At 70.9% G+C, this 23,835-nt stretch carries 24 protein-coding genes and 1 pseudogene; 13 read left to right on the top strand and 12 right to left on the bottom strand.

Annotation, left to right across the window (positions count from 1 at the left end):
- Nucleotides 1–77 precede the first annotated feature (77 nt).
- Nucleotides 78–1,748, bottom strand: a complete 1,671-nt coding sequence (locus NNW99_RS12275) for a fumarate hydratase (RefSeq protein ID WP_215118826.1) — start codon at nt 1,746–1,748, stop codon at nt 78–80.
- A 165-nt stretch (nt 1,749–1,913) separates the two neighbouring features.
- Between NNW99_RS12275 and NNW99_RS12270 the strand changes: the two genes are divergently transcribed.
- Both NNW99_RS12270 and NNW99_RS12265 read left to right on the top strand, forming a co-directional pair.
- Nucleotides 1,914–2,609 (top strand): DUF1707 domain-containing protein, encoded by a 696-nt coding sequence (locus NNW99_RS12270; RefSeq protein WP_215118825.1) that lies wholly within the window; start codon nt 1,914–1,916, stop codon nt 2,607–2,609.
- Between the two features lie 175 nt (nt 2,610–2,784).
- Nucleotides 2,785–3,162, top strand: coding sequence for a WhiB family transcriptional regulator (locus NNW99_RS12265; protein WP_215118824.1), 378 nt, complete (start codon nt 2,785–2,787; stop codon nt 3,160–3,162).
- 86 nt (nt 3,163–3,248) lie between these two features.
- Here the strand turns inward: NNW99_RS12265 and glpX are convergent, their stop codons facing one another.
- Nucleotides 3,249–4,283, bottom strand: a complete 1,035-nt coding sequence (gene glpX / locus NNW99_RS12260; protein WP_215118822.1) for a class II fructose-bisphosphatase — start codon at nt 4,281–4,283, stop codon at nt 3,249–3,251.
- Nucleotides 4,284–4,410: 127 nt separating this feature from the next.
- Here glpX and NNW99_RS12255 point away from each other — a divergent pair, with 127 nt between their 5' ends.
- On the top strand, nt 4,411–4,935 hold the full coding sequence (locus NNW99_RS12255) for a DUF4245 domain-containing protein (protein ID WP_215118820.1): 525 nt from the start codon (nt 4,411–4,413) through the stop codon (nt 4,933–4,935).
- 106 nt (nt 4,936–5,041) lie between these two features.
- Here NNW99_RS12255 and NNW99_RS12250 read toward each other — a convergent pair whose 3' ends face one another.
- The 3 genes from NNW99_RS12250 to xseA all read right to left on the bottom strand — a co-directional run bounded on the left by NNW99_RS12250 (nt 5,042) and on the right by xseA (nt 7,230).
- Nucleotides 5,042–5,632 carry a malonic semialdehyde reductase gene (locus NNW99_RS12250; RefSeq protein ID WP_215118819.1) on the bottom strand — a complete coding sequence of 197 codons (591 nt, stop codon included), beginning with the start codon at nt 5,630–5,632 and terminating at the stop codon, nt 5,042–5,044.
- A gap of 134 nt (nt 5,633–5,766) precedes the next feature.
- Nucleotides 5,767–6,012, bottom strand: a complete 246-nt coding sequence (locus NNW99_RS12245) for an exodeoxyribonuclease VII small subunit (RefSeq protein ID WP_215118818.1) — start codon at nt 6,010–6,012, stop codon at nt 5,767–5,769.
- Between the two features lie 9 nt (nt 6,013–6,021).
- A complete protein-coding gene (xseA, locus tag NNW99_RS12240) occupies nt 6,022–7,230 on the bottom strand; it encodes an exodeoxyribonuclease VII large subunit (protein WP_215118817.1) in 1,209 nt (402 codons plus the stop codon).
- A gap of 168 nt (nt 7,231–7,398) precedes the next feature.
- On the opposite strand from xseA, the gene NNW99_RS12235 reads away from it, so the two are divergent.
- Entirely contained in the window at nt 7,399–8,436 is a 1,038-nt protein-coding gene (locus NNW99_RS12235) for a 4-hydroxy-3-methylbut-2-enyl diphosphate reductase (RefSeq protein ID WP_215118812.1), read from the top strand.
- A 69-nt stretch (nt 8,437–8,505) separates the two neighbouring features.
- On the top strand, nt 8,506–9,252 hold the full coding sequence (gene ppgK, locus NNW99_RS12230) for a polyphosphate--glucose phosphotransferase (RefSeq protein WP_215118810.1): 747 nt from the start codon (nt 8,506–8,508) through the stop codon (nt 9,250–9,252).
- 382 nt (nt 9,253–9,634) lie between these two features.
- Here ppgK and NNW99_RS12225 read toward each other — a convergent pair whose 3' ends face one another.
- Nucleotides 9,635–10,213, bottom strand: a complete 579-nt coding sequence (locus tag NNW99_RS12225) for a DUF6542 domain-containing protein (RefSeq protein WP_215118808.1) — start codon at nt 10,211–10,213, stop codon at nt 9,635–9,637.
- 170 nt (nt 10,214–10,383) lie between these two features.
- On the opposite strand from NNW99_RS12225, the gene ychF reads away from it, so the two are divergent.
- On the top strand, nt 10,384–11,472 hold the full coding sequence (gene ychF / locus NNW99_RS12220) for a redox-regulated ATPase YchF (RefSeq protein ID WP_215118806.1): 1,089 nt from the start codon (nt 10,384–10,386) through the stop codon (nt 11,470–11,472).
- Nucleotides 11,473–11,793: 321 nt separating this feature from the next.
- A complete protein-coding gene (locus tag NNW99_RS12215; protein WP_215124241.1) occupies nt 11,794–13,212 on the top strand; it encodes an ATP-binding protein in 1,419 nt (472 codons plus the stop codon).
- A 61-nt stretch (nt 13,213–13,273) separates the two neighbouring features.
- Here NNW99_RS12215 and NNW99_RS12210 read toward each other — a convergent pair whose 3' ends face one another.
- The 3 genes from NNW99_RS12210 to NNW99_RS12200 form a co-directional block, all read right to left on the bottom strand.
- Nucleotides 13,274–13,894: a DinB family protein gene (locus NNW99_RS12210; RefSeq protein WP_215118803.1), complete on the bottom strand. Its 621-nt coding sequence runs from the start codon at nt 13,892–13,894 to the stop codon at nt 13,274–13,276.
- Nucleotides 13,895–13,964: 70 nt separating this feature from the next.
- Nucleotides 13,965–14,369, bottom strand: a complete 405-nt coding sequence (locus NNW99_RS12205; protein ID WP_215118801.1) for a cupin domain-containing protein — start codon at nt 14,367–14,369, stop codon at nt 13,965–13,967.
- A 108-nt stretch (nt 14,370–14,477) separates the two neighbouring features.
- Nucleotides 14,478–14,798 (bottom strand): carboxymuconolactone decarboxylase family protein, encoded by a 321-nt coding sequence (locus NNW99_RS12200; RefSeq protein WP_215118799.1) that lies wholly within the window; start codon nt 14,796–14,798, stop codon nt 14,478–14,480.
- 152 nt (nt 14,799–14,950) lie between these two features.
- On the opposite strand from NNW99_RS12200, the gene NNW99_RS12195 reads away from it, so the two are divergent.
- Nucleotides 14,951–15,850, top strand: a complete 900-nt coding sequence (locus NNW99_RS12195) for a helix-turn-helix transcriptional regulator (RefSeq protein WP_215118797.1) — start codon at nt 14,951–14,953, stop codon at nt 15,848–15,850.
- 135 nt (nt 15,851–15,985) lie between these two features.
- On the opposite strand, the gene NNW99_RS12190 is transcribed toward NNW99_RS12195, so the two are convergent.
- From NNW99_RS12190 to NNW99_RS12180, 3 genes are all read right to left on the bottom strand, one after another.
- The gene (locus NNW99_RS12190) at nt 15,986–17,575 is read right to left on the bottom strand and encodes a S8 family peptidase (RefSeq protein WP_215118796.1); all 1,590 of its coding nucleotides are present in this window, start codon (nt 17,573–17,575) and stop codon (nt 15,986–15,988) included.
- Nucleotides 17,576–17,769: 194 nt separating this feature from the next.
- Entirely contained in the window at nt 17,770–17,994 is a 225-nt protein-coding gene (locus tag NNW99_RS12185; protein ID WP_215118795.1) for a DUF2283 domain-containing protein, read from the bottom strand.
- Nucleotides 17,995–18,016: 22 nt separating this feature from the next.
- Nucleotides 18,017–18,973 carry a DUF4258 domain-containing protein gene (locus tag NNW99_RS12180; protein WP_215118794.1) on the bottom strand — a complete coding sequence of 319 codons (957 nt, stop codon included), beginning with the start codon at nt 18,971–18,973 and terminating at the stop codon, nt 18,017–18,019.
- 232 nt (nt 18,974–19,205) lie between these two features.
- On the opposite strand from NNW99_RS12180, the gene NNW99_RS12175 reads away from it, so the two are divergent.
- From NNW99_RS12175 to NNW99_RS12155, 5 genes and pseudogenes are all read left to right on the top strand, one after another.
- A complete protein-coding gene (locus tag NNW99_RS12175) occupies nt 19,206–19,865 on the top strand; it encodes a response regulator transcription factor (RefSeq protein ID WP_215118793.1) in 660 nt (219 codons plus the stop codon).
- Nucleotides 19,862–21,070 (top strand): sensor histidine kinase, encoded by a 1,209-nt coding sequence (locus NNW99_RS12170; RefSeq protein ID WP_251057766.1) that lies wholly within the window; start codon nt 19,862–19,864, stop codon nt 21,068–21,070. Before NNW99_RS12175 ends, NNW99_RS12170 begins: the two co-directional genes overlap by 4 nt.
- A gap of 133 nt (nt 21,071–21,203) precedes the next feature.
- Nucleotides 21,204–22,322 (top strand): DUF4190 domain-containing protein, encoded by a 1,119-nt coding sequence (locus tag NNW99_RS12165; RefSeq protein ID WP_215118792.1) that lies wholly within the window; start codon nt 21,204–21,206, stop codon nt 22,320–22,322.
- Nucleotides 22,323–22,469: 147 nt separating this feature from the next.
- A complete protein-coding gene (locus NNW99_RS12160; protein ID WP_215118791.1) occupies nt 22,470–23,222 on the top strand; it encodes a GntR family transcriptional regulator in 753 nt (250 codons plus the stop codon).
- Between the two features lie 313 nt (nt 23,223–23,535).
- Nucleotides 23,536–23,769: pseudogene (locus tag NNW99_RS12155) on the top strand (SPOR domain-containing protein); the annotation flags it as partial.
- Nucleotides 23,770–23,835: the final 66 nt, after the last annotated feature.

Below are 23,835 nucleotides of genomic sequence, written 5' to 3'. Positions count from 1 at the left end.
GAAGGGGCGGAGCCCCAGGAGGACGGGACGGGTAGGGGCGGCGGGGGCGAGATCCGTCCCCCGCCGTACCCGAGGTACTACGCCAGCCCGGGGCCCCGCACCGGGATAGACGTGAACGTCGGCGCCGGAGCCGGGTCCTGGAAGAAGTCGTTGCCCTTGTCGTCCACGACGATGAACGCCGGGAAGTCCTCGACCTCGATCTTCCAGACGGCCTCCATGCCGAGCTCCTCGTACTCGACGACCTCGACCTTCTTGATGCAGTCCTGGGCGAGGCGGGCGGCCGGGCCGCCGATGGAGCCGAGGTAGAAGCCGCCGTGGCTGCCGCAGGCGTCGGTGACCTGTTTGCTGCGGTTGCCCTTGGCCAGCATCACCTTGGAGCCGCCGGCCGCCTGGAACTGCTCCACGTAGGAGTCCATCCGGCCGGCCGTGGTCGGGCCGAAGGAGCCGGACGCGTACCCCTCAGGCGTCTTCGCGGGGCCCGCGTAGTACACCGGGTGGTCCTTCAGGTACTGCGGCATCTCCTCGCCCGCGTCCAGCCGCTCCTTGATCTTGGCGTGCGCGATGTCACGCGCCACGACCAGCGGGCCGGTCAGCGACAGCCGCGTCTTCACCGGGTACTTCGTGAGCGCGGCGAGGATCTCGTCCATCGGCTGGTTCAGGTCGATCTTGACGACGTCGCCCTCCGACTCGAGCTGCTCGTCCGTCGTCTCCGGCAGGAACCGCGCCGGGTCCTTCTCCAGCTGCTCCAGGAAGACGCCCTCGGCCGTGATCTTCGCGACGGCCTGGCGGTCGGCGGAGCAGGACACCGCGATGGCGACCGGGCAGGACGCCCCGTGCCGCGGCAGGCGCACCACGCGCACGTCGTGGCAGAAGTACTTGCCGCCGAACTGCGCCCCGATCCCGATCTTCTGCGTCAGCTCGAAGACCTTCTGCTCCAGGTCCTCGTCCCGGAAGCCGTGCCCGAGCTCCGACCCCTCGGCCGGGATCTCGTCCAGGTAGTGCGCGGAGGCGTACTTCGCCGTCTTCAGCGCGTACTCGGCGGACGTACCGCCGACCACGATCGCCAGGTGGTACGGCGGGCAGGCGGCCGTACCGAGCGAGCGGATCTTCTCCTCCAGGAACTTCATCATGGAGGCCTCGTTCAGCACGGCCTTCGTCTCCTGGTACAGGAACGACTTGTTGGCCGAACCGCCGCCCTTGGCCATGAAGAGGAACTTGTAGGCGCCGCCGTCGGTCGCGTACAGCTCGATCTGCGCCGGGAGGTTGGAGCCCGTGTTCTTCTCGTCCCACATGGTCAGCGGGGCCATCTGCGAGTAGCGCAGGTTCAGGTTCTGGTACGCGTCGTAGATGCCGCGCGACAGGGCCGCCTCGTCGCCGCCCTCCGTCAGCACGTTCTGCCCGCGCTTGCCCATGACGATCGCCGTGCCGGTGTCCTGGCACATGGGCAGGACGCCCGCCGCCGCGATGTTCGCGTTCTTCAGCAGGTCCAGCGCCACGAACTTGTCGTTGCCCGACGCCTCGGGGTCGTCGATGATGCGGCGCAGCTGCGTGAGGTGGGCCGGGCGCAGGTAGTGCTGGATGTCGTGGATGGCCTCCTCGGCGAGCTTGCGCAGCGCCTGAGGCTCCACCTTGAGGAAGGTCCGCCCGTCCGGCCCCTCGACCGTGGAGACACCCTCGGAGGTCACCAGCCGGTACGGGGTGGTGTCCTCTCCCTGGGGGAGCAGATCGGTGTACGCGAACTCAGGCATCTCGCCCATTCCTCACTCGACAGACGCGACCCGCCTCCTTTGGCGAGCGCCAACCAGCGTAGAACCTGCCTCTGGCGGCGAGCTTGTGAGGTAAGGCTCAGTTCGTCACACACCGGCCTTCACGCGGGGGTGTCGCGATCTATCGTGTGTGGGTACGCTGCTGTCGTGGACCTTCAGAAGCAGGACCTTCAGACGCAGGGGGCGCCCGTCGGCTCCGAGTTCCGCGCCTCCGACGCGGAGCGTGACCGCATCGCCGACATCCTGCACGACGCCCTCGCCGAGGGCCGTCTCACCGCGGACGAGCACGCCGAGCGGGTCGACGGGGTGCTGCGCGCCAAGACGGTCGGCGAGCTGGAGGTGTTCATACGGGACCTGCCCGCCGCCCACCGTCAGGGCCGGGCGCCGTCCCCCGCCCCGTATCGCCCGACCGCCGGCGCCATCCCGATGGACCCCGACGACAACGTGGTCGCGATCTTCAGCGGAGCCGTCCGCAAGGGCCGCCGGCGAGCGGGCCGCCGTATCCACGCGTACGCGATCTTCGGCAGTGTCGAGATAGACCTCAGCGAGGCCCTCTTCGACCACCAGCAGGTCGTGATCAAGTCCTTCGCGGTCTTCGGCAGCGTCGACATCCGCGTCCCGGAGAACGTGTCGCTGCGCGGCATGGGCGGTGGTGTGCTCGGCAGCTTCGAGGTGGACACCCTCGACTCGGACGAACCCCAGGCCCCCGTCGTCTACGTGGACGGCTGGGCCGTCCTGGGCAGCGTCGAGGCGCGGCCCAAGCGCGGCAGGTTCGTCGCGGACATCCTGGACCGGGTGCAGCGCAAGGTCGAGGGGGGTCTTCGGGGGCGCCTGGATCATTGACGGTCGCGAATCCGCCCCGGGCCCGGAGCAAATCGGGGCACCGGGTGACAGGGCCCCACGGGTGCTGCGAACGGGGCGAATCCAGCGGTTCGGAACTCAGTGCATAGGCGCGGGTACAGCGGGTAGGCCTTGCTGCATCGTCTCTCGCTCGCGAAGCCGTCGTCAGGAGTAGACCGTGCTGCAACCGCCGCATTCGTCCCTGCAGGTAGCTGCCGTTCCGGCCCCGCGGGTGCCAGCGCGAGACAGGGATCAAGACGCCCCGTGGCACACCGAGGCGGTGTGCCGGCGGGACGAAGCGGGCCTGTTCTTCGCTCCCTCCAAGGAGCCCACCGCTGCCCGGCTCTCCCGCGAGGAGGCGGCGAAGCGCGTCTGCGCCCGCTGTCCGGTGATGGTCGAGTGCCGCGAACACGCCCTGCTCCAGCCCGAACCGTACGGCGTCTGGGGCGGCCTCACGGCGGCGGAGCGCCGCGTGGTGCTGGCCCGGCGCCGCCGTCGTGACCTGGAGCTGAAGAAGGCGGCCCACTCCTCGGACCGCATAGCCGCGGCAGGCTGAGCGACAGAGGAAGAGGGCGCCCCCACCGCACCGGGGGCGCCCTCTTTTTCAGCGGTCCTTCGACCGTCGGCCCTTGGGGCGCAGGGCTACTTGCCCTTGTCGAAGTCGATCGCGCTGTACGCCCGCAGCTTGCTCAGGCGGTGCTCGGAATCGATTCTGCGGACCGTGCCCGACCGCGAGCGCATCACGATCGAGTCGGTCGTGGCGGTCTCCGCCCGGTAGCGAACCCCCCGCAGCAGCTCCCCGTCGGTGATGCCGGTCGCGACGAAGAACACGTTCTCGCCGGTGACCAGGTCCTCCGTGGTCAGCACCCGGTCCAGATCGTGCCCGGCGTCGATCGCCCGCTGCCGCTCCTCGTCGTCCTTGGGCCACAGCTTGCCCTGGATCGTGCCGCCCAGGCACTTCACGGCACAGGCCGAGATGATGCCCTCCGGCGTCCCGCCGATGCCGAGCAGCAGGTCGACGCCGGTGCCCTCGCGCAGCGCCAGGATCGAGCCGGCGACGTCACCGTCGGAGATCAGCCTGATCCGCGCACCGGCCTCCCGGATCTCCTTGATGATGCCCTCGTGCCGCGGCCGGTCCAGGATCACCACCGTCACGTCCTCGGGCGCGGACCGCTTGGCCTTGGCGACCCGGCGGATGTTCACCGACACCGGGGCGTTGATGTCGACGAAGTCGGCCGCCTCGGGGCCGGTGACGAGCTTGTCCATGTAGAAGACCGCCGACGGGTCGAACATGGAGCCGCGCTCGGCCGCGGCCAGCACCGCGATCGCGTTGGTCATGCCCTTCGCGGTCAGCGTGGTGCCGTCGATCGGGTCCACGGCGATGTCGCACTCGGGCCCGGTCCCGTCCCCGACGCGCTCCCCGTTGAACAGCATGGGGGCTTCGTCCTTCTCGCCCTCGCCGATGACGACGACGCCGTTCATCGAGACGGTGGAGACGAGGGTCCGCATGGCGCGCACCGCGGCGCCGTCGGCGCCGTTCTTGTCCCCGCGTCCCACCCAACGGCCCGCGGCCATCGCCGCCGCCTCGGTCACCCGGACCAGTTCCAGGGCGAGGTTGCGGTCGGGGGCCTCGGAGGGCACATCGAGTTCGGACGGCAAGTGATGATGCTCGGTCATCGGAGCGCACCTTTCTGTACGACGACGGCCGGATGAGGGCTTTGTCGCCCGACTCTATCTCCGAGTGCGCAAAATGAGCAGGGGCCCCCACGGATGAGCGCTCGGGAGACCTGCGACGATAGGGGGCGTGGCAGGCACGAACGGTAAGCAGAAAACGGCGCGGGACATGATCCTCTCCATGGGCGTCATCGTCCTCGTGGCGGGCTTCGTGTACCTCTTCATCCCGCACGACGACTCCCCGCCCGAGACCAAGGTGGTCGACTACCGGGTCGAACTGCTCACCGCACGCCGCGCCGCCCCCTACCCCGTGGCCGCGCCCGAGGGCCTGACGGACGCGTGGAAGGCCACCTCCGTCCGCTACAAGGGCGACGACTTCGACACCTGGCATCTCGGCTTCCACGACCCCGAGGGGGAGTACGTGGCGGTCGAGCAGTCCACTCAGCGGCGCCCCGTCTTCCTCGACGAGGCGACCCAGGGCGCCGAGGAGACCGGGAAGACCGAGAAGATCGCGGGCCGGACCTGGACCCGCTGGGAGGGCGGCCGGTACGACGCGCTGGTCCTCGAAGGCGCCAAGGGCTCGACGACGGTCGTGACGGGCACCGCGTCGTTCGCGCAGCTGTCGAAGATGGCGGAGTCGCTGAAGACGAAGTGAGCCGCGGCCGCGCATCCGCGCACGCATGACGAAGGCCCCCGGCGTGCTGCCGGGGGCCTTGTCCGTGTCCGGGGTCCGGGGTCCGGGATCCGTGTCCGGGAGGGGCTCAGACCGTGGTGACGACCTGGTCGAACTCCAGGCGCGGGGAGCGCGGGTGCCAGGCGTCCGGGCCCGGGCGGCCGATGTTGACGACCATCAGCGGGGTGTGGTCGTCGTCCAGGAACTCCTTGCGCACGCCCTCGAAGTCGAAGCCGGTCATCGGGCCGGCGGCGAGACCGGCGGCGCGGACGCCGACGATGAAGTAGGCGGCCTGGAGCGCGGCGTTCAGGCCTGCGGCGTTCTCACGGACCGGGCGCTCGGTGAAGAAGACGTCCTTGATCTGCGGCGCGGCCGGGAACAGGTGCGGCAGCTCCTCGTGGAACTCGTTGTCCGCGGAGAGGATCGCGACCAGCGGGGCGCTCGCCGTCTTGGCGCGGTTGCCCTCGGCCAGGTGCGGCACCAGGCGCTCGCGGGCCTCGGGGGAGCGGACCAGGGTGATGCGCAGCGGGGTCTGGTTGAAGGCCGTCGGACCGTACTTGACCAGGTCGTAGATCGCCTGCACCTGCTCGTCGGTCACCGGCTCGTCGGTGAAGGCGTTGGCGGTGCGGGCCTCACGGAACAGCAGGTCCTGGGCGGCGGGGTCAAGAACGAGGGACATGAGTGCACTTTCTCGCGACGGTCGGTCCGAAAGATCGGCTGACGTCTTCGACCGTACGCGAGTGAAGTTCAACGTTCAACTAACCTCAGGGTGTCGTGTGTCACCCCGCGCGGACCGGCCCGGCCCCGCTCGGTCTACTCGCTCTCCTCGTCCTCCGCGGACTCCTCGGCCAGCGCCGCGTCCAGCCGCGCCCGCGCCCCGTCCAGCCAGCGGCGGCAGACCTTGGCCAGCTCCTCGCCGCGCTCCCAGAGCGCGAGGGACTCCTCCAGCGTCGTACCGCCCGCCTCCAGGCGCCGGACGACCTCGATCAGCTCGTCCCGTGCCTGCTCGTACCCGAGCGCCTCGGTCGCGCCCGGCGCCTCATCAACCTCGCTGGTCATCCACCCACCCTATGTGTCCACTCGTACGGAGAACTCACCCTCGGAGACCCGCGCGCGCAGCGCCTCTCCGGCCTCCACCTCGCCGGGATCGCGCACAGCGTGACCGTCCGCCTTCTGCAGCACGGCGTACCCGCGCTTCAGGGTCGCGGCGGGGGAGAGGGCCACCACGCGCGCGTGCGTGTGCGTCAGCTCCGAGTCGGCCCGGTCCAGCTGGTGCCGCAGACAGCGCCGCCCCCGGTCGAGCAGGTCCGCCACATGGTCGGCGCGCTCGTCGATCATCCGGTGCGGATCCTCTATCGACGGCCGCGCGAGGGCGTGGGCCAGCCCGCGCTCCTCCCGCTCGACCAGCGCCGCCACGCACCGCCGCGCCCGGTCCCGCAGCAGCCGCACGCGCTCGTACTCCTCGCCGACGTCCGGTACGACCTTCTTGGCGGCGTCGGTCGGGGTGGAGGCGCGCAGGTCGGCGACATGGTCGAGGAGCGGGTTGTCGGGCTCGTGCCCGATCGCGGACACCACCGGCGTACGGCACTGGGAGACCGTCCGGATCAGCTGCTCGTCGGAGAACGGCAGCAGGTCCTCCACGCTGCCGCCGCCGCGCGCGACGATGATCACGTCGACGTCCTCGATCGCGTCGAGCTCCTTCACGGCCTGCACGACCTGCGGTACGGCGTGCACGCCCTGCACGGCGACGTTGCGCACCTCGAAGCGGACGGCGGGCCAGCGGTGCCGGGCGTTCTCCAGGACGTCGCGCTCGGCGGCCGAGGCCCGTCCGCAGACCAGCCCCACGAGCTGCGGCAGGAACGGCAGCGGCTTCTTCCGCTCCGGCGCGAACAGCCCCTCCCGCGCGAGGGCCTTCTTCAGCCGCTCCAGACGCGCGAGCAGCTCACCGACCCCGACGGGCCTTATCTCGGCGGCCCGCAACGACAACTGCCCCCGCGGCGCGTACCACTCCGGCTTCGCCAGGACGACGACCCGGGCGCCCTCGCTCACCACGTCCGCGACGGCGTCGAACACCTGCCGGTAGCAGGTCACCCCCACGGAGATGTCGTGCGCCGGATCCCGCAGCGTCAGGAACACCACACCGGCGCCCGGCCGCCGCGACAACTGGGTGATCTGCCCCTCGACCCACACCGCCCCGAGCCGGTCGATCCATCCCCCGATGAGCCGCGACACCTCACCGACGGGCAGCGGGGATTCCGCGGACGTGTTCACAGCCATGCCCGCGAGAGTAGTGGGAGCCGCTGACAACGCGGCTCAGCCGCCCGGAGGCTCCTGCCACCGGCACCACGACGGGCCGCCCCCTTGCAGCCTCCCCGGGAACCTCACAGCGACTTCCCGGGGACCTCACACCGGCGCGATCTTCGCCCTGCCGAACGCGGCCTTACGATGGGACGCATGTCTGCTTCGCCTGGCCGCCGTGTCCTGCTCGCCGCCCCCCGTGGCTACTGCGCGGGTGTGGACCGCGCCGTCATCGCCGTCGAGAAAGCGCTGGAGCAGTACGGGGCTCCGGTCTACGTCCGGCATGAGATCGTCCACAACAAGTACGTCGTGCAGACCCTGGAGAAGAAGGGCGCGATCTTCGTCGAGCAGACGGAGGAAGTGCCCCCGGGGAACATCGTCATGTTCTCCGCCCACGGCGTTGCCCCTGTCGTCCACGAGGAGGCCGAGCGCGGCCGCCTCGCCACCATCGACGCCACCTGCCCCCTGGTCACCAAGGTCCACAAGGAAGCCGTCCGGTTCGCCAAGGACGACTACGACATCCTCCTGATCGGCCACGAGGGCCACGAAGAGGTCATCGGCACCTCCGGCGAGGCCCCCGAGCACATCCAGCTGGTCGACGGCCCGGGCGATGTCGCGAAGGTCGAGGTCCGCGACCCCTCCAAGGTCGTCTGGCTCTCCCAGACCACACTGTCCGTCGACGAGACCATGGAGACCGTCGACGCGCTGCAGGAGAAGTTCCCGCAGCTCATCTCCCCGCCCAGCGACGACATCTGCTACGCCACGCAGAACCGTCAGCTGGCCGTGAAGCAGATGGGAGCCGAGTCGGAGCTGGTGATCGTCGTCGGCTCCCGCAACTCCTCCAACTCCGTGCGGCTCGTGGAGGTCGCCAAGAACGCGGGTGCGCGCGAGGCGTACCTCGTGGACTTCGCCGACGAGATCGACGAGACCTGGCTGGAGGGCGTCTCCACGGTCGGTGTCACCTCGGGCGCCTCCGTCCCGGAGGTCCTGGTCGAGCAGGTCCTGGAGTGGCTCTCGCAGCGCGGCTTCGAGGACGTCGAGCTCGTCAAGGCGGCCGAGGAGTCCATCACGTTCTCCCTGCCGAAGGAGCTGCGCCGCGACCTGCGCGAGGAGGCGGCGACGCTGGCCGCGGAGCGTGGTGGGGCGGGGACCGGCACCGAGGCCCGTGAAAATTCCGGGGAGTGATCGCGAACGGGCTGGGCAGCGACCGCTGTCCGGCCTGTGACTGTCAGTCGTTCGTCGTAACGTAGGGCCATGCAGATCTTCGGTGTGGACATCGGCGGTTCCGGGATCAAGGGCGCCCCGGTGGACCTGGACAAGGGTGACCTGGCGCAGGAGCGCCACAAGGTCCTCACCCCGCACCCGGCCACGCCCGACGGGGTGGCCGACGGCGTCAAGCAGGTCGTCGACCACTTCGGCTGGACGGGCCCGATCGGGGTCACCTTCCCGGGCGTGGTCACCGACGGCGCCGTGATCCGTACGGCGGCCAACGTCGACGACGGCTGGATCGACACCGACGCCCGCGCGCTCCTCGGCGAGCGGCTGGGCGGCTCGCAGGTGACGGTGGTGAACGACGCGGACGCGGCGGGCATCGCCGAGATGCACTTCGGCGCCGGCCGCGGCCGCCACGGCACGGTGATCGTGCTCACGCTCGGCACGGGCATCGGCAGCGCGGTCTTCGTCGACGGTGTCCTCGTCCCCAACACCGAGCTCGGCCATCTGGAGCTCGACGGGCACGACGCGGAGAAGCGGGCCTCCAGCAAGGCCCGCGAGGACCACGACATGACCTGGGAGCACTGGGCGTCGCACCGCGTGCGCAAGTACCTCGCCCACGTCGAGATGCTGTTCTCTCCGGAGCTGTTCATCATCGGCGGCGGCGTCAGCCGCAAGTCCCACAAGTTCCTGCCCCACATCGAGGGCATCAAGGCGGAGATCGTCCCGGCGCAGCTGCAGAACAACGCGGGGATCGTGGGGGCGGCGATGAGGGCGGCCGGGCACTAGGGCATTGCCTTCGGCGGGTGTCGGAGGGGTGGGCGTTTTCCGGCGGCCGTCCTGCGGGCGGTTCTCCCGGCGCCGGGGGCACATGGACGGTTGTCCGACGGGGCGGGTAGGACGCTGGGGGACGCCGCACCGCTAGGCGTTGCTCCGGCAGGTGCCCACCGTCTGGCGTGGCCGTCCTGGCAGGTGTCTACCTGCGGGGGCAGCCCGGGCAGTCGCCACCCCCGGCAGGTGTCCCACCGGCAGCCGCCGCCCGGGCTGGTGTCCGGCAGGGGGGCGCCCCGGCAGTCGCCATCCCGGGCAGGTGCCCACCGTCTGGCTTCGCTGCCCTGGCTGGTGTCCCACCGGCGGGTGCCACACCGCCAGGCGGCCCCCGCAGCAGGCGTCAAACCGGCGGACGGGCCCCGGCTGCTGCTGCTGCTGCTGTCGCCGCCGCCCGGCGCCTGTGTACCAGCCGGATTCGCCGGACGAGGACGATGAGGGCGGCGACGAGCGTCCCCCCGTACAGCCACCCGGCCTGCGTGGCGAGTGCCGTCACCAGCCCCATGAGCCTGCCGCCGGTTCCTCCCTCGCCGTCGGCCATCGGCAGCAGCCCCACGGCGAACGCGATCGGCACGACGACGGGCGCGATCATCAGATCCCCCCGGCGCACCCAGACGGCGGTCAGCACACACACCGGCAGGAACAGCACGCCGTACGCCGTCAGCGAGGCCCCGAAGAGCACCGCGCACAATCCGCCGAGCAGGAACATCACCAGTCCGCAGAACAGTCCGCTGCCCAGCCCGGTCAGCCGGGGATTCGGCAGGCGTCCCACCGTGGGTGCCGCCGACGCGGGCGCGGTCCGCCGTACCGCGACCCCGCTCTCCGCTCCTCCCACTCCTCGTTTCGCCTGGGGCGGCAGTGACGATCTCGGCCGGTCGCGTCGCGGTCCGTACCGGGCAGGTCGCGTCCTGTATTGCTCCACGGCACCAACGTAGGTCGTTTAATGTGCCGAATCGCCCACCAGACACGCCGTGGACCCCGGCTTGGCCAAGCGTTCGACAGCCCGCCGGGCCGCTTGCGGGTACGCCGTAGACTGGTGGATCGGCCGGTCCCCTGGCCCCCTGGCCCTCTCCACTCACGGGAAGTCGCAACGTGTCGCTCACGATCGGAATCGTCGGTCTGCCGAATGTCGGCAAGTCGACCCTGTTCAACGCCCTGACCAAGAACGACGTGCTGGCGGCCAACTACCCGTTCGCCACCATCGAGCCGAATGTGGGCGTCGTCGGCGTCCCCGACCCCCGGCTCGGCAAGCTGGCCGAGATCTTCAAGTCGGAGAAGGTCCTCCCGGCCACGGTCGACTTCGTCGACATCGCGGGCATCGTCCGCGGCGCCTCAGAAGGTGAGGGCCTGGGCAACAAGTTCCTGGCGAACATCCGTGAGTCGGACGCGATCTGCCAGGTCATCCGTGCCTTCGCGGACGAGAATGTCGTGCACGTGGACGGCAAGGTCTCGCCCAAGGACGACATCGAGACGATCAACACCGAGCTGATCCTGGCGGACCTCCAGACGATCGAGAAGGTCCTCCCGCGCCTCCAGAAGGAGTCGCGCATCAAGAAGGACATCGCCCCGAAGGTCAAGGCCGTCGAGGAGGCCAAGGAGATCCTGGAGAAGGGCGACACCCTCTTCGCCCACGGGATCGTCCAGGGCAGCGAGCGCAACGAGCTGCTGCACGACCTGCACCTGCTCACCACCAAGCCGTTCCTCTACGTCTTCAACGTCGACGAGGACGAGCTGGTCGACGAGGACTTCAAGAACGAGCAGCGGGCCCTGGTCGCCCCCGCCGAGGCGATCTTCCTCAACGCCAAGCTGGAGGCGGACCTCGCCGAACTCGACGAGGACGAGGCCCTCGAACTCCTCCAGTCCGTCGGCCAGGAAGAGCCCGGCCTCGCCACCCTCGCCCACGTCGGCTTCAACACCCTCGGCCTCCAGACCTACCTCACGGCCGGCCCCAAGGAATCCCGCGCCTGGACCATCAAGAAGGGCGCCACGGCCCCTGAGGCGGCCGGCGTCATCCACACCGACTTCCAGAAGGGCTTCATCAAGGCGGAGGTCATCTCCTTCGACGACCTGATGGAGACAGGCTCGGTGGCGGAAGCCCGCGCGAAGGGCAAGGCCCGCATGGAGGGCAAGGAGTATGTGATGCAGGACGGGGATGTCGTGGAGTTCCGCTTCAACGTGTAGCGGCTGACATGCCACCACGTCGCTGACCTGGTGAGACGTGCATTCACAAGGGGTCTGGCCTTCGAGGTCGGACCCCTTGTCATTTTCCGTACGGCCAGGGCGCCGGTCGAACGTCCTCCTCCCGCGCGGACAGCAGGGAGCCCGACTGTGACCATGCGCATGAAGCCCCACAGCCACACGGTTGCCGAGCGCAGCCGGTGCGAGGCCGCAGAGTCACTGGGCGACACGAAGACCGATGACGAACCGAGCGGCTGGCGAGGGAGTCTACTAATGTCTATGTTAGTAACGTCGCCGTTAGTATCATGCGTGGAGGTCGGCCGCGTGGTGGACTTTGTGGGTCGTCGGCAGGAGCTGGCCGCACTGGAGCGAGAGCTGCAGAAGGTGGCGGCAGGGATGGGCGGGGAGCGGCCCGGTCGGTGCGTGATGCTGCGTGGGCGGCGCCGGGTGGGCAAGTCGCGGCTGGTCGAGCGGTTCGCGGAGCGTTCCGGGGCTCCGTTCTTGTTCTACGCGGCGACAGGTGCGACCCCGAGGGATGATCTGGCACGGCTCGTCCGGGACGCCGAGGTGTCGACGCTGCCGATGGCACGGCTCGTGACCGCCGCACGGCCGGAGAGCTGGGACGCCGCGTTCGACGTGCTGGCCGCGGCGCTGCCCGCCGACCGGGCGAGTGTGCTGGTCATCGACGAAGTGCCGTACCTGATGGACGCCGACGGCGCCTTCGAGGGGATGTTGCAACGGGCCTGGGACCGGGTGCTGGAGAGCAAGCCCGTGCTGCTGGTCCTCATCGGCTCCGATCTGTCGATGATGGAGGCACTGAACAGCTACGGACGCCCCTTTCACCAGCGCGGCCGGGAAATGGTGCTGGGACCGCTGAACCCTGCCGAGGTGGGGCGGATGCTCGGGCTGGATCCGGCGGCGGCCTTCGACGCCGCACTGGTCACCGGCGGGCTGCCGCTGATCTGCGCGGAGTGGCCGAGAGGAGCAGGCCTGTGGGACTTCCTCGGTGAGGCGTTGACCGACCCCGTCTCGGCCCTGCTGGTGTCGGCCGAGCGCTCGCTGGCTGCCGAATTCCCTCCACAGGCTCAGGCGCGTACGGTGCTGGCGGCCATCGGCAGTGGTGAGCGGACCTTCACCAACATCGCCCGTGCAGCCGGCGGAATCGGGGCCACGCCCCTGCAGCGGGCGCTGGAGCTGCTTACGGACAAGCGGATCGTGGCCGCGGAGCTGCCCGTATCGCTGCGTCCGTCGAAGGACCGCCGCTACCGGGTGGCAGATCCCTACCTGCGGTTCTGGCTGCACCTGCTCGGCCCGGCCATCGAGGAGATCGAGCGGGGGCGGGGCGACCTGACCCTGGCGCGCATCCGGGAGAACTGGACCAGTTGGCGCGGCCGAGCCGTCGAGCCCCTTGTCCGCGAGGCCCTGGCGCGGATTCTGCCCGATGACAGGCTGCCCGCGGCCCCCGCAGTGGGCGGCTACTGGACCCGTACCAACGACGTCGAGATCGATATCGTCGGGGCGGACCGCGCTCCCATCGCCAAGGAACTGCTCTTCGTCGGCTCCATCAAGTGGCTGGAGCATTCGCCCTTCGACCGGCACGACCTGGCCGCTCTCCATCGACACCGGGCCGCCCTCACCGGCGAACCTGTTCCCGTCGTGGCGGTCTCGCGCAGCGGAGTCGACTGCTCGGGGCTCGATGCCGCCTACGGTCCTGACGACTTGCTGACCGCCTGGCCGCTGTGAGTGGCAGGTGGCGGGAGAATCGTACGGCTCGTGAGCAGCCGTCCCGCCATGGCAGGACGAGTCAGCGATGTCGGGCGCGGTAGAGGTCGCGCAGCAGGGCGATTTCGGCGCCGTGGTGGAGCAGTTCCTGGTTGACCCACCAGATGATGTCGAGGAACGGCTCTTCCGGGTCGCTGCCGTGGGGGTAGGTGCAGTACCCGGTGGTGTCGAGGGCCGTGTCGTCCGCGTTCAGCAGGGCCTTTCGCCAGGCCTCGGCGCCGGCGGCGAAGGCGGTGAGCGCCGCTGCGGTGTCTCCGGCGACGGGGTGGTCGTCGCGGGTCAGGGTGTGGGTGCCGGCGGTGTGGTCGGCGCGCAGGGTCAGCATCTCGCTGAGGTGGCTCAGGCGCCAGGCGATGGTGGTGAAGGGCGGGGGCCAGGGGTGCGGATAGGAGGCGGCGTCGCGGCCCCAGTCGCCGGTACCGGCCAGGAGAGTCGCGCGCGGCCCGGGCCCGTCCACACGCCGCCGCACCGACCAGCAGTCGGGCACCGGTTCCCAGAGGTATTCCTCGTCGGTCATGGCGTCGACCTTGGTGTCCGTCCCGTCGCCGCTGTCCATGACGGGCCCTGCCATGCGCCCGACGAGACGCTCGCGTGCGAAGTCGAACTGGTCCAGCAACGGAGCCAGGCGGGGCGGTGTCGTCATCGCGTGCTCCTGTGCGTGAACCGGTCCGGGCGATCCGCCAGCCTGGCACAGCGGGTACTGCGGCCGCGCCTCATTTTCCCAGGGCCGTCGCGTACTCCTCGTCCGTCACCCGCTCCAGCCAGGTCGTGCCGTCGCCGGTCGGGTCGCCGGTGACGATGGCGATGTGGGCCAGCAGGTTGATGTCGGTGGCGCCGTGCCAGTGTTCCTCGTTCGGGGGGCACTTGACGGTCTCGCCGGCGCGGACACGGATGACGTCGCCGTCCCGGGTGCCGACGAGGCCGATGCCGTCGGTGATGTGCAGGACCTGGCCGAGGGCGTGGGAGTGCCAGTGGGTGCGGGCGCCGGGGGTGAAGCGGACCAGGGCGGCGGCCAGGTGGGCCGGTTCCGTCGGGGTCTCGATCATGTTGAGGTAGACATCGCCGGTGAAGCGCTCGGCCGGGGCCTTGAGGGTGGGGGTGTCGGTGATGTGTTCCATGGGGTCTCTCCTGTCGTCAGTGACTCGTCAGTGACTCGTCAGTGACTCGTCAGCGTCTCGTCAGGCGGCTCGTCAAGCGTCTCGTCAGACGTCTTGGCAGGTGACTCGTCAGGCGTCTCGCGCGTCGGTGATCTGCTTGAGCCTGGTGATCGCCGTCATCGCGTTGGGCCAGCCCGCGTAGAAGGCCAGGTGCGTGATCGCCTCGGACAGCTCCTCGGTGCTCAGGCCGTTGTCCAGGGCCACACCGAGGTGGTAGCCGAGCTGCTCGCCGCGGTACAGGGCGGCCAGCACGCTCACGGTCACCAGGCTGCGGTCGCGCGGGGACAGTCCGGGGCGTTCCCAGACGTCGGCGAACAGGACCTCGTCGGTGACCTCGACGAGCTTCGGCGCGATGTCGGCCAGCTCCCGGGGTGCGGACTGCTTCGGCATGTGAACGACTCCTCGATCAAGACGGACTGTGCGGGCTCCGGCCCGCTGCCGATATCGAGGAGAACGCAGTCCGGAGCGGTGGAGAAGGGACCGCTGTTACAGGTACTGACAGGGCCCCCCACCCGTGGGGCGTCCGGCCTAGCCTGGAACGTGTGAGTACCGAGAGCGACGCCCGCGAGTTCCTGGCATCCCGCCGGGCCAGGATCACGCCGCAGCAGGCGGGGCTGCCCGCCTACGGTGGGAATCGGCGCGTGCCGGGCCTGCGCCGGGAAGAGGTCGCGCTGCTCGCCGGGGTCAGCATCGACTACTACGTCCGCCTCGAACGCGGTCACCTCGGCGGTGCCTCCGAGGAGGTCCTGGACGCCGTGGCGAACGCTCTCCAGCTCGACGACGCCGAGCGCGCGCATCTGTTCGACCTGGCCCGTGCCGCCGCCAAGCGCCCTGCCCGCCGTGCCAGACGTGCCCGCGGCCCCCTGCCGGACAGCGTCCTACGCGTCCTGCGCTCGATGACCGACTCCCCGGCCTTCATCCGCAACGGCCGTCTGGACATCCTCGCGACCAACCACCTCGGCCGCGCCCTGTACTCCCCGCTGTTCCCCGACCGCACCACCCGGACGGCCAACATCGCGCGGTTCCAGTTCCTCGACGCCCGTGGCCGTGACTTCCTTCCCGACTGGGAGGAGTCCTTGAACACCACCGTCTCCCTGCTGCGGACCGAGGCCGGACGCGCCCCTCACGACACCGGGCTGACCGGTCTGATCGGCGAGCTCGTCACCCGCAGCGAGGAGTTCCGCACCGCCTGGGCCAGGCACAACGTGCGTCTGCACCACACCGGCCGCAAGTCCTTCCGCCACCCCGAGGTCGGTGTCCTCACCCTCGACTTCGATGCCATGGAACTGCCCGCCCAGCCCGGCCTGACCCTCACCGCCTACAGCGCCGCACCCGGTTCCGCCGACCACGAGGCACTCCAGTTGCTCGCCGCGTGGGCCGCCACCGAGGAGGCGCTGTTCGCCGGTGATCCGGCTGTCGGCTCCGACCGGCGGCAAGGCTGAGTACGACGGACTCTCGCACGGTCGGCGCGGCGTACGGCCGATCCGGGACGCCGTAGAGCAGCCCGCGCACACGCTGCTCGCCGAGTTCGGCGTCCCGGACCGGTCAATGAGCCGACGGACCTTCACACACGGGGCTCAGAACTGCAGCGCCCAGGCATCGATCCGCCCGGTGTCCAGACGGGCGTTGTCGCTCACCCGGAGGGTCCACGTGCCGTTGGCGGTCTCGGCCGAGGCGTTCACGGAGTACGTGGTGTCGATGTTGTCGGCACTGCCGCCGGTGCCGTACGACTTCAGGGTGTACGCCGTGCCGTCGGGGGCGATCAGCTGGACCTGGAGATCGCCGATGTAGGTGTGGACGATGTGGACCTCGACGGCCAGGGCCGAGGGCGCGTTGCCGGAGACGCCGGAGACGGTCACCGGGGACTCGGCGGTGGAGTTGTCGGCGATGGCCTGGTCGGCGGTGTTCTCGAAGCGCGGGCCGGGCGGGGTGGTCGTACCGCCGCCCACGTAGAGGAGCCGGTTGGGGGAGCCGCTGCCGGGGCTGGTGACGACGCCGGTGGTGGCGGCGGCCGTCAGCGCGGCGGAGACCTGCGCGGGAGTGGCCGTGGGGTTGGCGGCCAGGTGGAGGGCGGCGGCCCCGGCGACGTGCGGGCTCGCCATCGACGTACCGGAGATGGTGTTGGTCGCCGAGTCGCCGGAGTTCCAGGCCGAGGTGATGGACGAGCCGGGCGCGAACAGGTCCAGCACCGCACCGTAGTTGGAGTAGCTCGCCTTCGCGTCGCTCGACGTCGTGGCGCCGACCGTGACGGCCTCGGTGACACGCGCCGGGGACCGGGTGGAGGCGTTGGTGGACTCGTTCCCGGCCGCGACCACGAAGGTGACGCCGGAGGTGATGGCGTTGCGTACGGCGGTGTCGATGGCCGTGTCGGCCGGACCGCCCAGGGACATGTTCGCGACGGCCGGCTTGACCGCGTTCCGCGCCACCCAGTCGATGCCCGCGACGACCTGGGCGGTGGTGCCCTGGCCGGAGTTGTTCAGCACGCGGACCCCGACGACCTTGGCCTGCTTGGCGACGCCGTAGGCGCTCCCGGCGACGGTGCCGGCGACGTGCGTACCGTGACCGTGGCCGTCCTGGGCGGTGTTGTCGTTGTCGACGGCGTCGTAGCCGTAGGAGGCGCGTCCGCCGAAGTCGCCGTGGGTGATGCGGACACCGGTGTCGATGACGTACGCCGTGACGCCCTGCCCGGCCGAATCCGGGTAGGTGTAGGAGCTGTTCAGCGGCAGGTTCTTCTGGTCGATGCGGTCCAGGCCCCAGGAGGGCGGGCTGGGCTGCGTCCCGGTGACGCTGTAGATCCTGTCCTGGACGACGGAGGCGATGGCCGGATCGGCGGCGAGACGTTTCGCCTCGGACGCGGACGCCTCGACGGCGTAGCCGTTCAGGGCCTTGGTGTACGTCCGCTCGATCTCGGCGCCGTGCTTGTGGGCGAGGGCGCGGCCCTCGGCGGAACCGGCCTTCTCGGTCTTCAGGGTGACGATGTAGCTGCCGGCGACGGCGTTCGCGGCGCCCTCGTACTGGACGCGTCCCCCGTCGGCGACCGGGGCCGCGCCGGCGGGGAGGGCGGAGACGAGGCTCGCGACGAGCGCCGCGGTGGCCGTCGCGCCGAGCGCGGCCAGTCTTCGCCGGGTGGATCCGTGCGGGGTGCGGGGAGTACGCATCACTGCCATCTGAGGGATCCTCCTCATCGGTGGTGCGCTGTGGGGTGTGGTGCACGCCCGTCGGAGCCACCCGGAAGCCTGGAGTCATGGTCATGTCAGACAAAGGGTGACTCCTGTGCGTCAGCCGAAAGATTGAGGCCTCCACAGGAATTGCACAAGGGCCCTGCACGCACAGGGCCCTTGTCCCGCACTCGGTCGGCTCGTCAGCGGGTCGAGGTGGACTGCTCCAGCGCCTCCGCCGGCAGGGCGGCCTCGGCGCCGATGACCTCGATGCCGAGCAGCCGGCCCGACGCGTCCACGTCGAGGAACACCTCGGCGTCCGCCCCGATCCCGGTGACGGGGATCTGCCGGACGGCGGCGCCGTCCGCGATGTGCGCGACGAGCGACACATAGGCGGTGTCGTTCTCGCGGTCGTACTCGATGTGCATGGTTCGCCTCTCGGGAACGGGCTCAGTTGCGGCCGACGGACACGACGTTCCCGGCCTTGTTGACGACGACCCAGACCTTGCCGGTGGTGTACTTCCACGTGCCCGGCGACTTGCCCTTGGTCTTCTTGCCGGTCTTCACCGTACGCGCGACCATCTCCTGGCTGATGCCGCGCTGGGCCATGCGCTGGGCCGCGTGCCGGGAGATGCTCTTGACGCCCTGGGTGAGCAGCAGCCGCCCGGCGACGATCGCGATCGGGATGAACCACGCCGGGTCCGCCACCACCGGGAAGGCCGTGCCGGGCCCGGGCCGCACGGTCTGGATCAGGGCACCGCCCTCGACGCGGTACTCGGTGGGTACGGCCTCGCCGCGCGCGTCCTTCGCCCAGGGCGCGTCGAACGTACCGAGGTACTCCTCACCGCGGCTGACCAGGATGGAACCGTCCTCGAGGACCTCGGTGGCCGCGTCCGCGGGCAGGCCGAGCGGGAAGCGGTACTCGGTCGGGGCGTCCGCGTCCTTGAGCGTGACGAGGGTGCGCACACCGTCGCGGTTGGGCTGCACGGCCAGGTCGATGTCCTCGCCCGCGCCCGGGTAGACGACGGTGCCGTTGGCGCCCGCGGTGGCCTGCGAGGCGGCGCTGCCGGGCAGGGTGAGGCGCAGCACGTCCGTGCCGTAGGCGAACTCCACGGCTCCGTCTGCGGTCGCGGGCGCGGTGATGCGGGCCGCGGACGTCTCGGTGGTCACCTCCGCGCGGGTGGCGCCGCCGCCGAGCGGCGTGCCGGGAACGAGGTCGGAGGTGCCCGTGACGCGCTCGACCGTCTCGGCCGCCTGCACGGCCAGTGACGTCCGGGCCTCGGCGCCGCCGGTCTCCGCGTGCGCGCCCGCGGCGGTCAGCAGCACCGCTCCGGCGGTGCAGCCGGCCACCAGGATGCGGGCGTGGAGGCGTCGGCGTCGGGCGGGGCGGTCCTGGGTGTGGTGCATGTGCGTCCTTGCTGAAGGCCCGTACGACGGGCAGGTGGTGAATCGGCGACCTGACGGATCGTGACAGCGGGGCACCCACCGGGGACATCCGCCCGAGGACGGGAACCGACCCCGCCGACCGGCGGGGGGCGCGCGGCCGTGTGTGTCAGGTGGCACACGGCGGCCGCGCAACGTCTCGCGGGGGTGGGCCGTCGTAACGAGCGTTGAGAGCGACGGGGTGGGGGATGCGGGCGTGATACGGGTCGCGGTGGTGGACGACGAGCCTCTGGTGCGTGCCGGGCTGCGGGTGATCCTCGGTTCGGCGGAGGACATCACCGTGGTCGCCGACTGCGGGGGAGCGAGCGCCGTGGAGACCGTGCGCAGCGGGCGGGTGGACGTCCTGCTGCTCGACATCCGGATGCCGGTCCTGGACGGGCCGTCCGTACTGCGCCGGGTCGCCTGCCTGCCGAAGCCCCCGGCGGTGGCGATGCTGACCACCTTCGACGCCCGTGAGCACGTCGACGAGGCGTTGCGGCTGGGCGCCGCCGGGTTCCTGCTGAAGAACACCGCTCCGGAGCAACTGATCGAAGCGGTACGGGCGTTGGCCGCCGGTCGCAGGGTGCTGGCGCCCGAGGCCGTGGGGCAGGTGATCGACGGCTATCTGCTGTCCGGCCGTGACGAGGAGGCCGTACGGCGGGTGCGGGCGCTCACCTGCCGGGAGCGCGAGGTGCTCGCGCTGGTGGGAGCGGGGCTCAGCAACCGTGCCATCGCGGGCCGGCTCCACCTGGCGCACGGCACGGTCAAGGACCATGTCAGCGCGGTACTCGCGAAACTCGGCGGCCTCAACCGGGTCCAGGCGGCGGTGGTCGCCGACCGGGCGGATCTGGTCGAGGGCGGGGTGGGACGGGGGTGAGCGGCCCTCCGACCACCCGAGCCCGTGCCCGTGCCCGTGCCGGTGCCGTACGCCGCATCGCCTCCCGCGCCCTCCCGGTCCTGGTCGCCCTCGTGGACGGGATGGTGGTCAACGGCCTGACCGCCGGTCACGGCACATGGCTGGCCCTCGTCGCGGCCGCTGCGCTGCTGCTGCGGCGACGGGCTCCGGAGGTGGCCGTGCTCGCCGGACTGCCGGGGCTGTACCTCGGGCACATCGCCTTCGCCCCGCTGATCGCGCTGTACTGCGTCGCCGTACGGCGCGACCGTCTCCTGGTCGCCGCGACGGGTGCGGCAGCGGTCGCGGTGGCGTGGTTCCTGCCCCACCCGGCGGCCGGTGTCTCCTCCCTCGTGCTCGACCGGGAGACCGCGCTGCTGGCCCTGGACTGCTGCGGACTGGCGGCGGGCATCGTCGTACTGGGCCGCTCCGTACGGTCACGGCAGGAGCGCCTGCGGGAGGCGACGGCCCGGCGCGCCTGGGAGAACCAGGTCCTGACCGAGCGGGTGCTGGCCACCGAACGCAACCGGCTGGCCCGGGAGATGCACGACGTGGTCGCGCACAAGGTGAGCCTGATCAGTCTGCAGGCCGGAGCGCTGCAAGTGAGCCGGCCCGGGGACACGGACGTACGCACGACCGCCCGGTCGATCCACGAACTGTCCGCGCAGACCCTCACCGAACTGCGGCACCTGGTGGGGGTGTTGCGCACCGCGGGAGGCACGGACGCGGGGGCCGCCCCCCGGGCCGGACTGGCCGACATCCCGGACCTGGTCCGCGACAGCGGCCTCCCGGTGGACCTCGACCTACCGGCATGCCCTGCCCCGGTGCCCGAAGCGGTCGAACGCGCCGCGTACCGCACCGTCCAGGAGGCCCTGACCAACATCCGCAAGCACGCCCCGGGCGCCCGTGCGCGCGTCCGCGTCCACTTCGCGGCCGGTCTGCACATCGAGGTGCACAACACGCCCCCACCCGCCCGCGACACCTCCCGACCGGCACTCCCCGGGGGCGGCCACGGCCTGGTGGGCCTGCGGGAACGCGCGCACCTCCTGTCCGGCGAGTTCCACGCGGGGCCCGGTACGGACGGCGGCTTCACCGTACGGGCCGTGTTCCCCGTGGGGTGGGCGCCGTCCGACGGGCCGGAGAGCCACGGCCCGCTGACCGGGACAGCGCGGGCCGAACCGGTGCCCTGAACCGACCGGCCGCAGGCGTGTTGCAGCCCCTCCGCGCCGAAATGCAGCCGTCCCGCCCCGCCTTGCCCCCTTACGATGCGCCCAGCCGTACGACAGACCCCCGCCCACCGCCTCAGCCAGGAGCCCCCTACCCGTGTCCATACCCCCGCCCCCTGGGAACCCGCAGCCCCAGGACCCGTACGGCCGTCCTCCTGCCAACTGGCCGCCCCCGCGGCGTCCGTACGGCACCCCGGTCTCCGTCAACGCGCTCGCCGTGGCCGCTCTCGTGCTCGGCGTGCTCTGCTTCCTGCCCGCGGTGGGGCTCGTCCTCGGGCTGGTCGCGCTGTGGCAGATCCGGCGGTCCGGGCAGAGCGGACGGGGCCTGGCGATCGCCGGGGTGGCGCTGTCGACCGTCGGAGCCGTGCTGTGGGGAGTGGTGCTGGCCACGGGCGCCGCGTCCGAGGTCTGGGCGAAGATCGAGGACGGCGCGCGGGGCAACGAGAGCCTGTCCCTGCGCACGGGCGACTGCTTCGACGCGCCCGACGGCCTGGAAGGCGACACCTACGACGTCGACCCGGTCCCCTGCGAAGGCGGGCACGACGGCGAGGTGTTCGGGGTCGTCACGCTGCCGGGCGGTGCCTTCCCGGGCGACGCCAGGATCGGCGACATCGCCGACGAGCGGTGCTACCCGCTCGAGTCGCAGTACGCCATGGACACCTGGGCGATGCCGGCCGACGTCGACGTGTACTACCTCATGCCGTCCCGGGAGACCTGGCGCTTCGGTGACCGCTCGATCATCTGCGTCTTCGGCAAGACCGACGCGAAGGCCGAGCTGACCGGCTCCCTGCGCGAGGACTTCACCACGCTCGCCACCGACCAGGTCGTCTTCCTGTCCACGGCCAACGCCGTCGACGCGGCGCTGTACGAGGAGCCGGAGGAGTCCCCGGATGACGACCTCGCCGGAGCCCGGGCCTGGGCCGCGCAGGTGCGCGACGTGCTCGGCGAACAGACCGAGGCCCTGCGCGGCCACACCTGGCCGTCGGCTGCCCGCAAGCCCGTCGCCGACCTGGTCGAGGAGATGGAGGACGCCCGCGAGGAGTGGTCGAAGGCGAGCGAAGCCGGTGACGTGGACACCTACTTCACGCACTACGAGAAGGCGTACGTGTACGTCGACGGCCCGGAGACCGTCACGGCGCGCAAGGCCCTCGGGCTGGACTCCACGCCGCCGTCGTTCGACGACAGTGAGAGCGGGAACTCCGAACTCGAGGTGTGACGGCGGCTATAGCGGGGAGAAAGTGCCTGCGTAAAGCCCCCAGGGCCACCATGTCATCACATCGAGTGATTCTCTGGCCTTTGCTTGCATCGCACAACCTACGGTTGCCAGGCTGTTGCTGTCTGTACAACCTGATGGGAGCGGCCAGTGACATTCGGTGAGCAGCCGGCGTACCTGCGCGTCGCGGGTGATCTCCGCCAGAAGATCGTCGACGGTCAGCTGCCACCGCACACCCGCCTCCCCTCCCAGGCCAGAATCCGCCAGGAGTACGGCGTCTCGGACACCGTCGCCCTGGAGGCCCGCAAGGTGCTCATGGCGGAGGGGCTGGTCGAGGGCCGCTCCGGCTCGGGGACCTATGTGCGCGAGCGGCCCGTCCCCCGGCGCGTCTCCCGCTCCGGCTACCGCCCGCCCGGCGGGGCCACGCCGTTCCGCCAGGAGCAGGCCGACGGTGAGGGGCGCGGCACCTGGGAGTCGAGCAGCGAGCAGTCCGAGGCCAGTGTCGCGGTCGCCGAGCGGCTGGACATCGAGCCGGGCGACCGGGTGATGTGCACGAAGTACCTCTTCCGCGAGGGCGGCGAGGCGATGATGCTCTCCACATCCTGGGAGCCGCTCGCCGTGACGGGCCGTACGCCGGTGATGCTGCCGGAGGAGGGGCCGCTCGGCGGCATGGGCGTCGTGGAGCGCATGCGCGCGATCGAGGTGATCGTGGACAACGTCACCGAGGAGGTCGGCGCCCGTCCGGGGCTCGCCGAGGAACTGCTCGTCCTGGGCGGCGTCCCCGGCCATGTGGTGGTGGTCGTCCACCGCACGTTCTACGCCTCCGGCCGCCCGGTCGAGACGGCCGATGTGGTGATTCCGGCCGATCGGTACCGAGTCGCCTACCACCTTCCGGTCAAGTAGCGAACGCTCACATCCGTCCCGGGGCGCGCTCCTTGCGCGCCCCGCTCACGCGATCGCCGAGGCGGCCGTCGTCGAACGGGGCGGTCCGTATCCCCTGACCGGTCGTCGTCTCCGCAGGTCGGCAGTAGTGCATACGGGCCGCCGGCGGTGCCTCCCGTATGCCCGCGCCCAGGTGCGATGAGGCACTCAGACGGCGCGTTCATCATCGCGCGCCCCCTGCGTTCTGGCTGGTTGCGTACCTCTTTGTGAAAACCCGTATTCGCTCCGTGAAGGTTAGGCGTAGGCTCGGGCATATGCGCATTGCGGTTTCCTTAGCGGGAGGGGCGCGGCACAGGCCGCGGGTGGGAAGTGGAGGGGCGCGATGAACGACAGCACGATCACTCTTCCCTGGCTCGTGATACGAGAGGACGACAACGGCAACCGCTACCGGGTGGGCCGGTACGCGACCAGGACCGAGGCCCAGAAGATCGCGGACAGCCTCGACGGCCGCGGTCACAAGCAGCTCTACTGGGTCGAGCGGCTGGGGCAGAACGGGGCGGGTGCGTGACGCACGGCTGAGTCACCCGGTGCCCGCGTGAGGAGCCGGAGCCGACGTCGCCGTCCGGCCGTACTC

It is taken from the genome of Streptomyces sp. CRCS-T-1, assembly GCF_024442335.1.
Taxonomy (GTDB): domain Bacteria; phylum Actinomycetota; class Actinomycetes; order Streptomycetales; family Streptomycetaceae; genus Streptomyces; species Streptomyces koelreuteriae.
The sequence above is the reverse complement of the archived record's forward strand: the minus strand, read 5'-3'. Positions and strand labels throughout refer to the sequence as shown.

Coding starts and splice junctions, on each gene's coding strand:
- NNW99_RS12275 (WP_215118826.1), bottom strand. CDS start 1,748: ATGCCTGAGTTCGCGTACACCGATCTGCTCCCCCAGGGAGAGGACACC.
- glpX (WP_215118822.1), bottom strand. CDS start 4,283: ATGACCGAGCATCATCACTTGCCGTCCGAACTCGATGTGCCCTCCGAG.
- NNW99_RS12250 (WP_215118819.1), bottom strand. CDS start 5,632: ATGTCCCTCGTTCTTGACCCCGCCGCCCAGGACCTGCTGTTCCGTGAG.
- NNW99_RS12245 (WP_215118818.1), bottom strand. CDS start 6,012: ATGACCAGCGAGGTTGATGAGGCGCCGGGCGCGACCGAGGCGCTCGGG.
- xseA (WP_215118817.1), bottom strand. CDS start 7,230: ATGGCTGTGAACACGTCCGCGGAATCCCCGCTGCCCGTCGGTGAGGTG.
- NNW99_RS12235 (WP_215118812.1), top strand. CDS start 7,399: ATGGGACGCATGTCTGCTTCGCCTGGCCGCCGTGTCCTGCTCGCCGCC.
- ppgK (WP_215118810.1), top strand. CDS start 8,506: ATGCAGATCTTCGGTGTGGACATCGGCGGTTCCGGGATCAAGGGCGCC.
- NNW99_RS12210 (WP_215118803.1), bottom strand. CDS start 13,894: ATGACGACACCGCCCCGCCTGGCTCCGTTGCTGGACCAGTTCGACTTC.
- NNW99_RS12205 (WP_215118801.1), bottom strand. CDS start 14,369: ATGGAACACATCACCGACACCCCCACCCTCAAGGCCCCGGCCGAGCGC.
- NNW99_RS12200 (WP_215118799.1), bottom strand. CDS start 14,798: ATGCCGAAGCAGTCCGCACCCCGGGAGCTGGCCGACATCGCGCCGAAG.
- NNW99_RS12190 (WP_215118796.1), bottom strand. CDS start 17,575: ATGGCAGTGATGCGTACTCCCCGCACCCCGCACGGATCCACCCGGCGA.
- NNW99_RS12185 (WP_215118795.1), bottom strand. CDS start 17,994: ATGCACATCGAGTACGACCGCGAGAACGACACCGCCTATGTGTCGCTC.
- NNW99_RS12180 (WP_215118794.1), bottom strand. CDS start 18,973: ATGCACCACACCCAGGACCGCCCCGCCCGACGCCGACGCCTCCACGCC.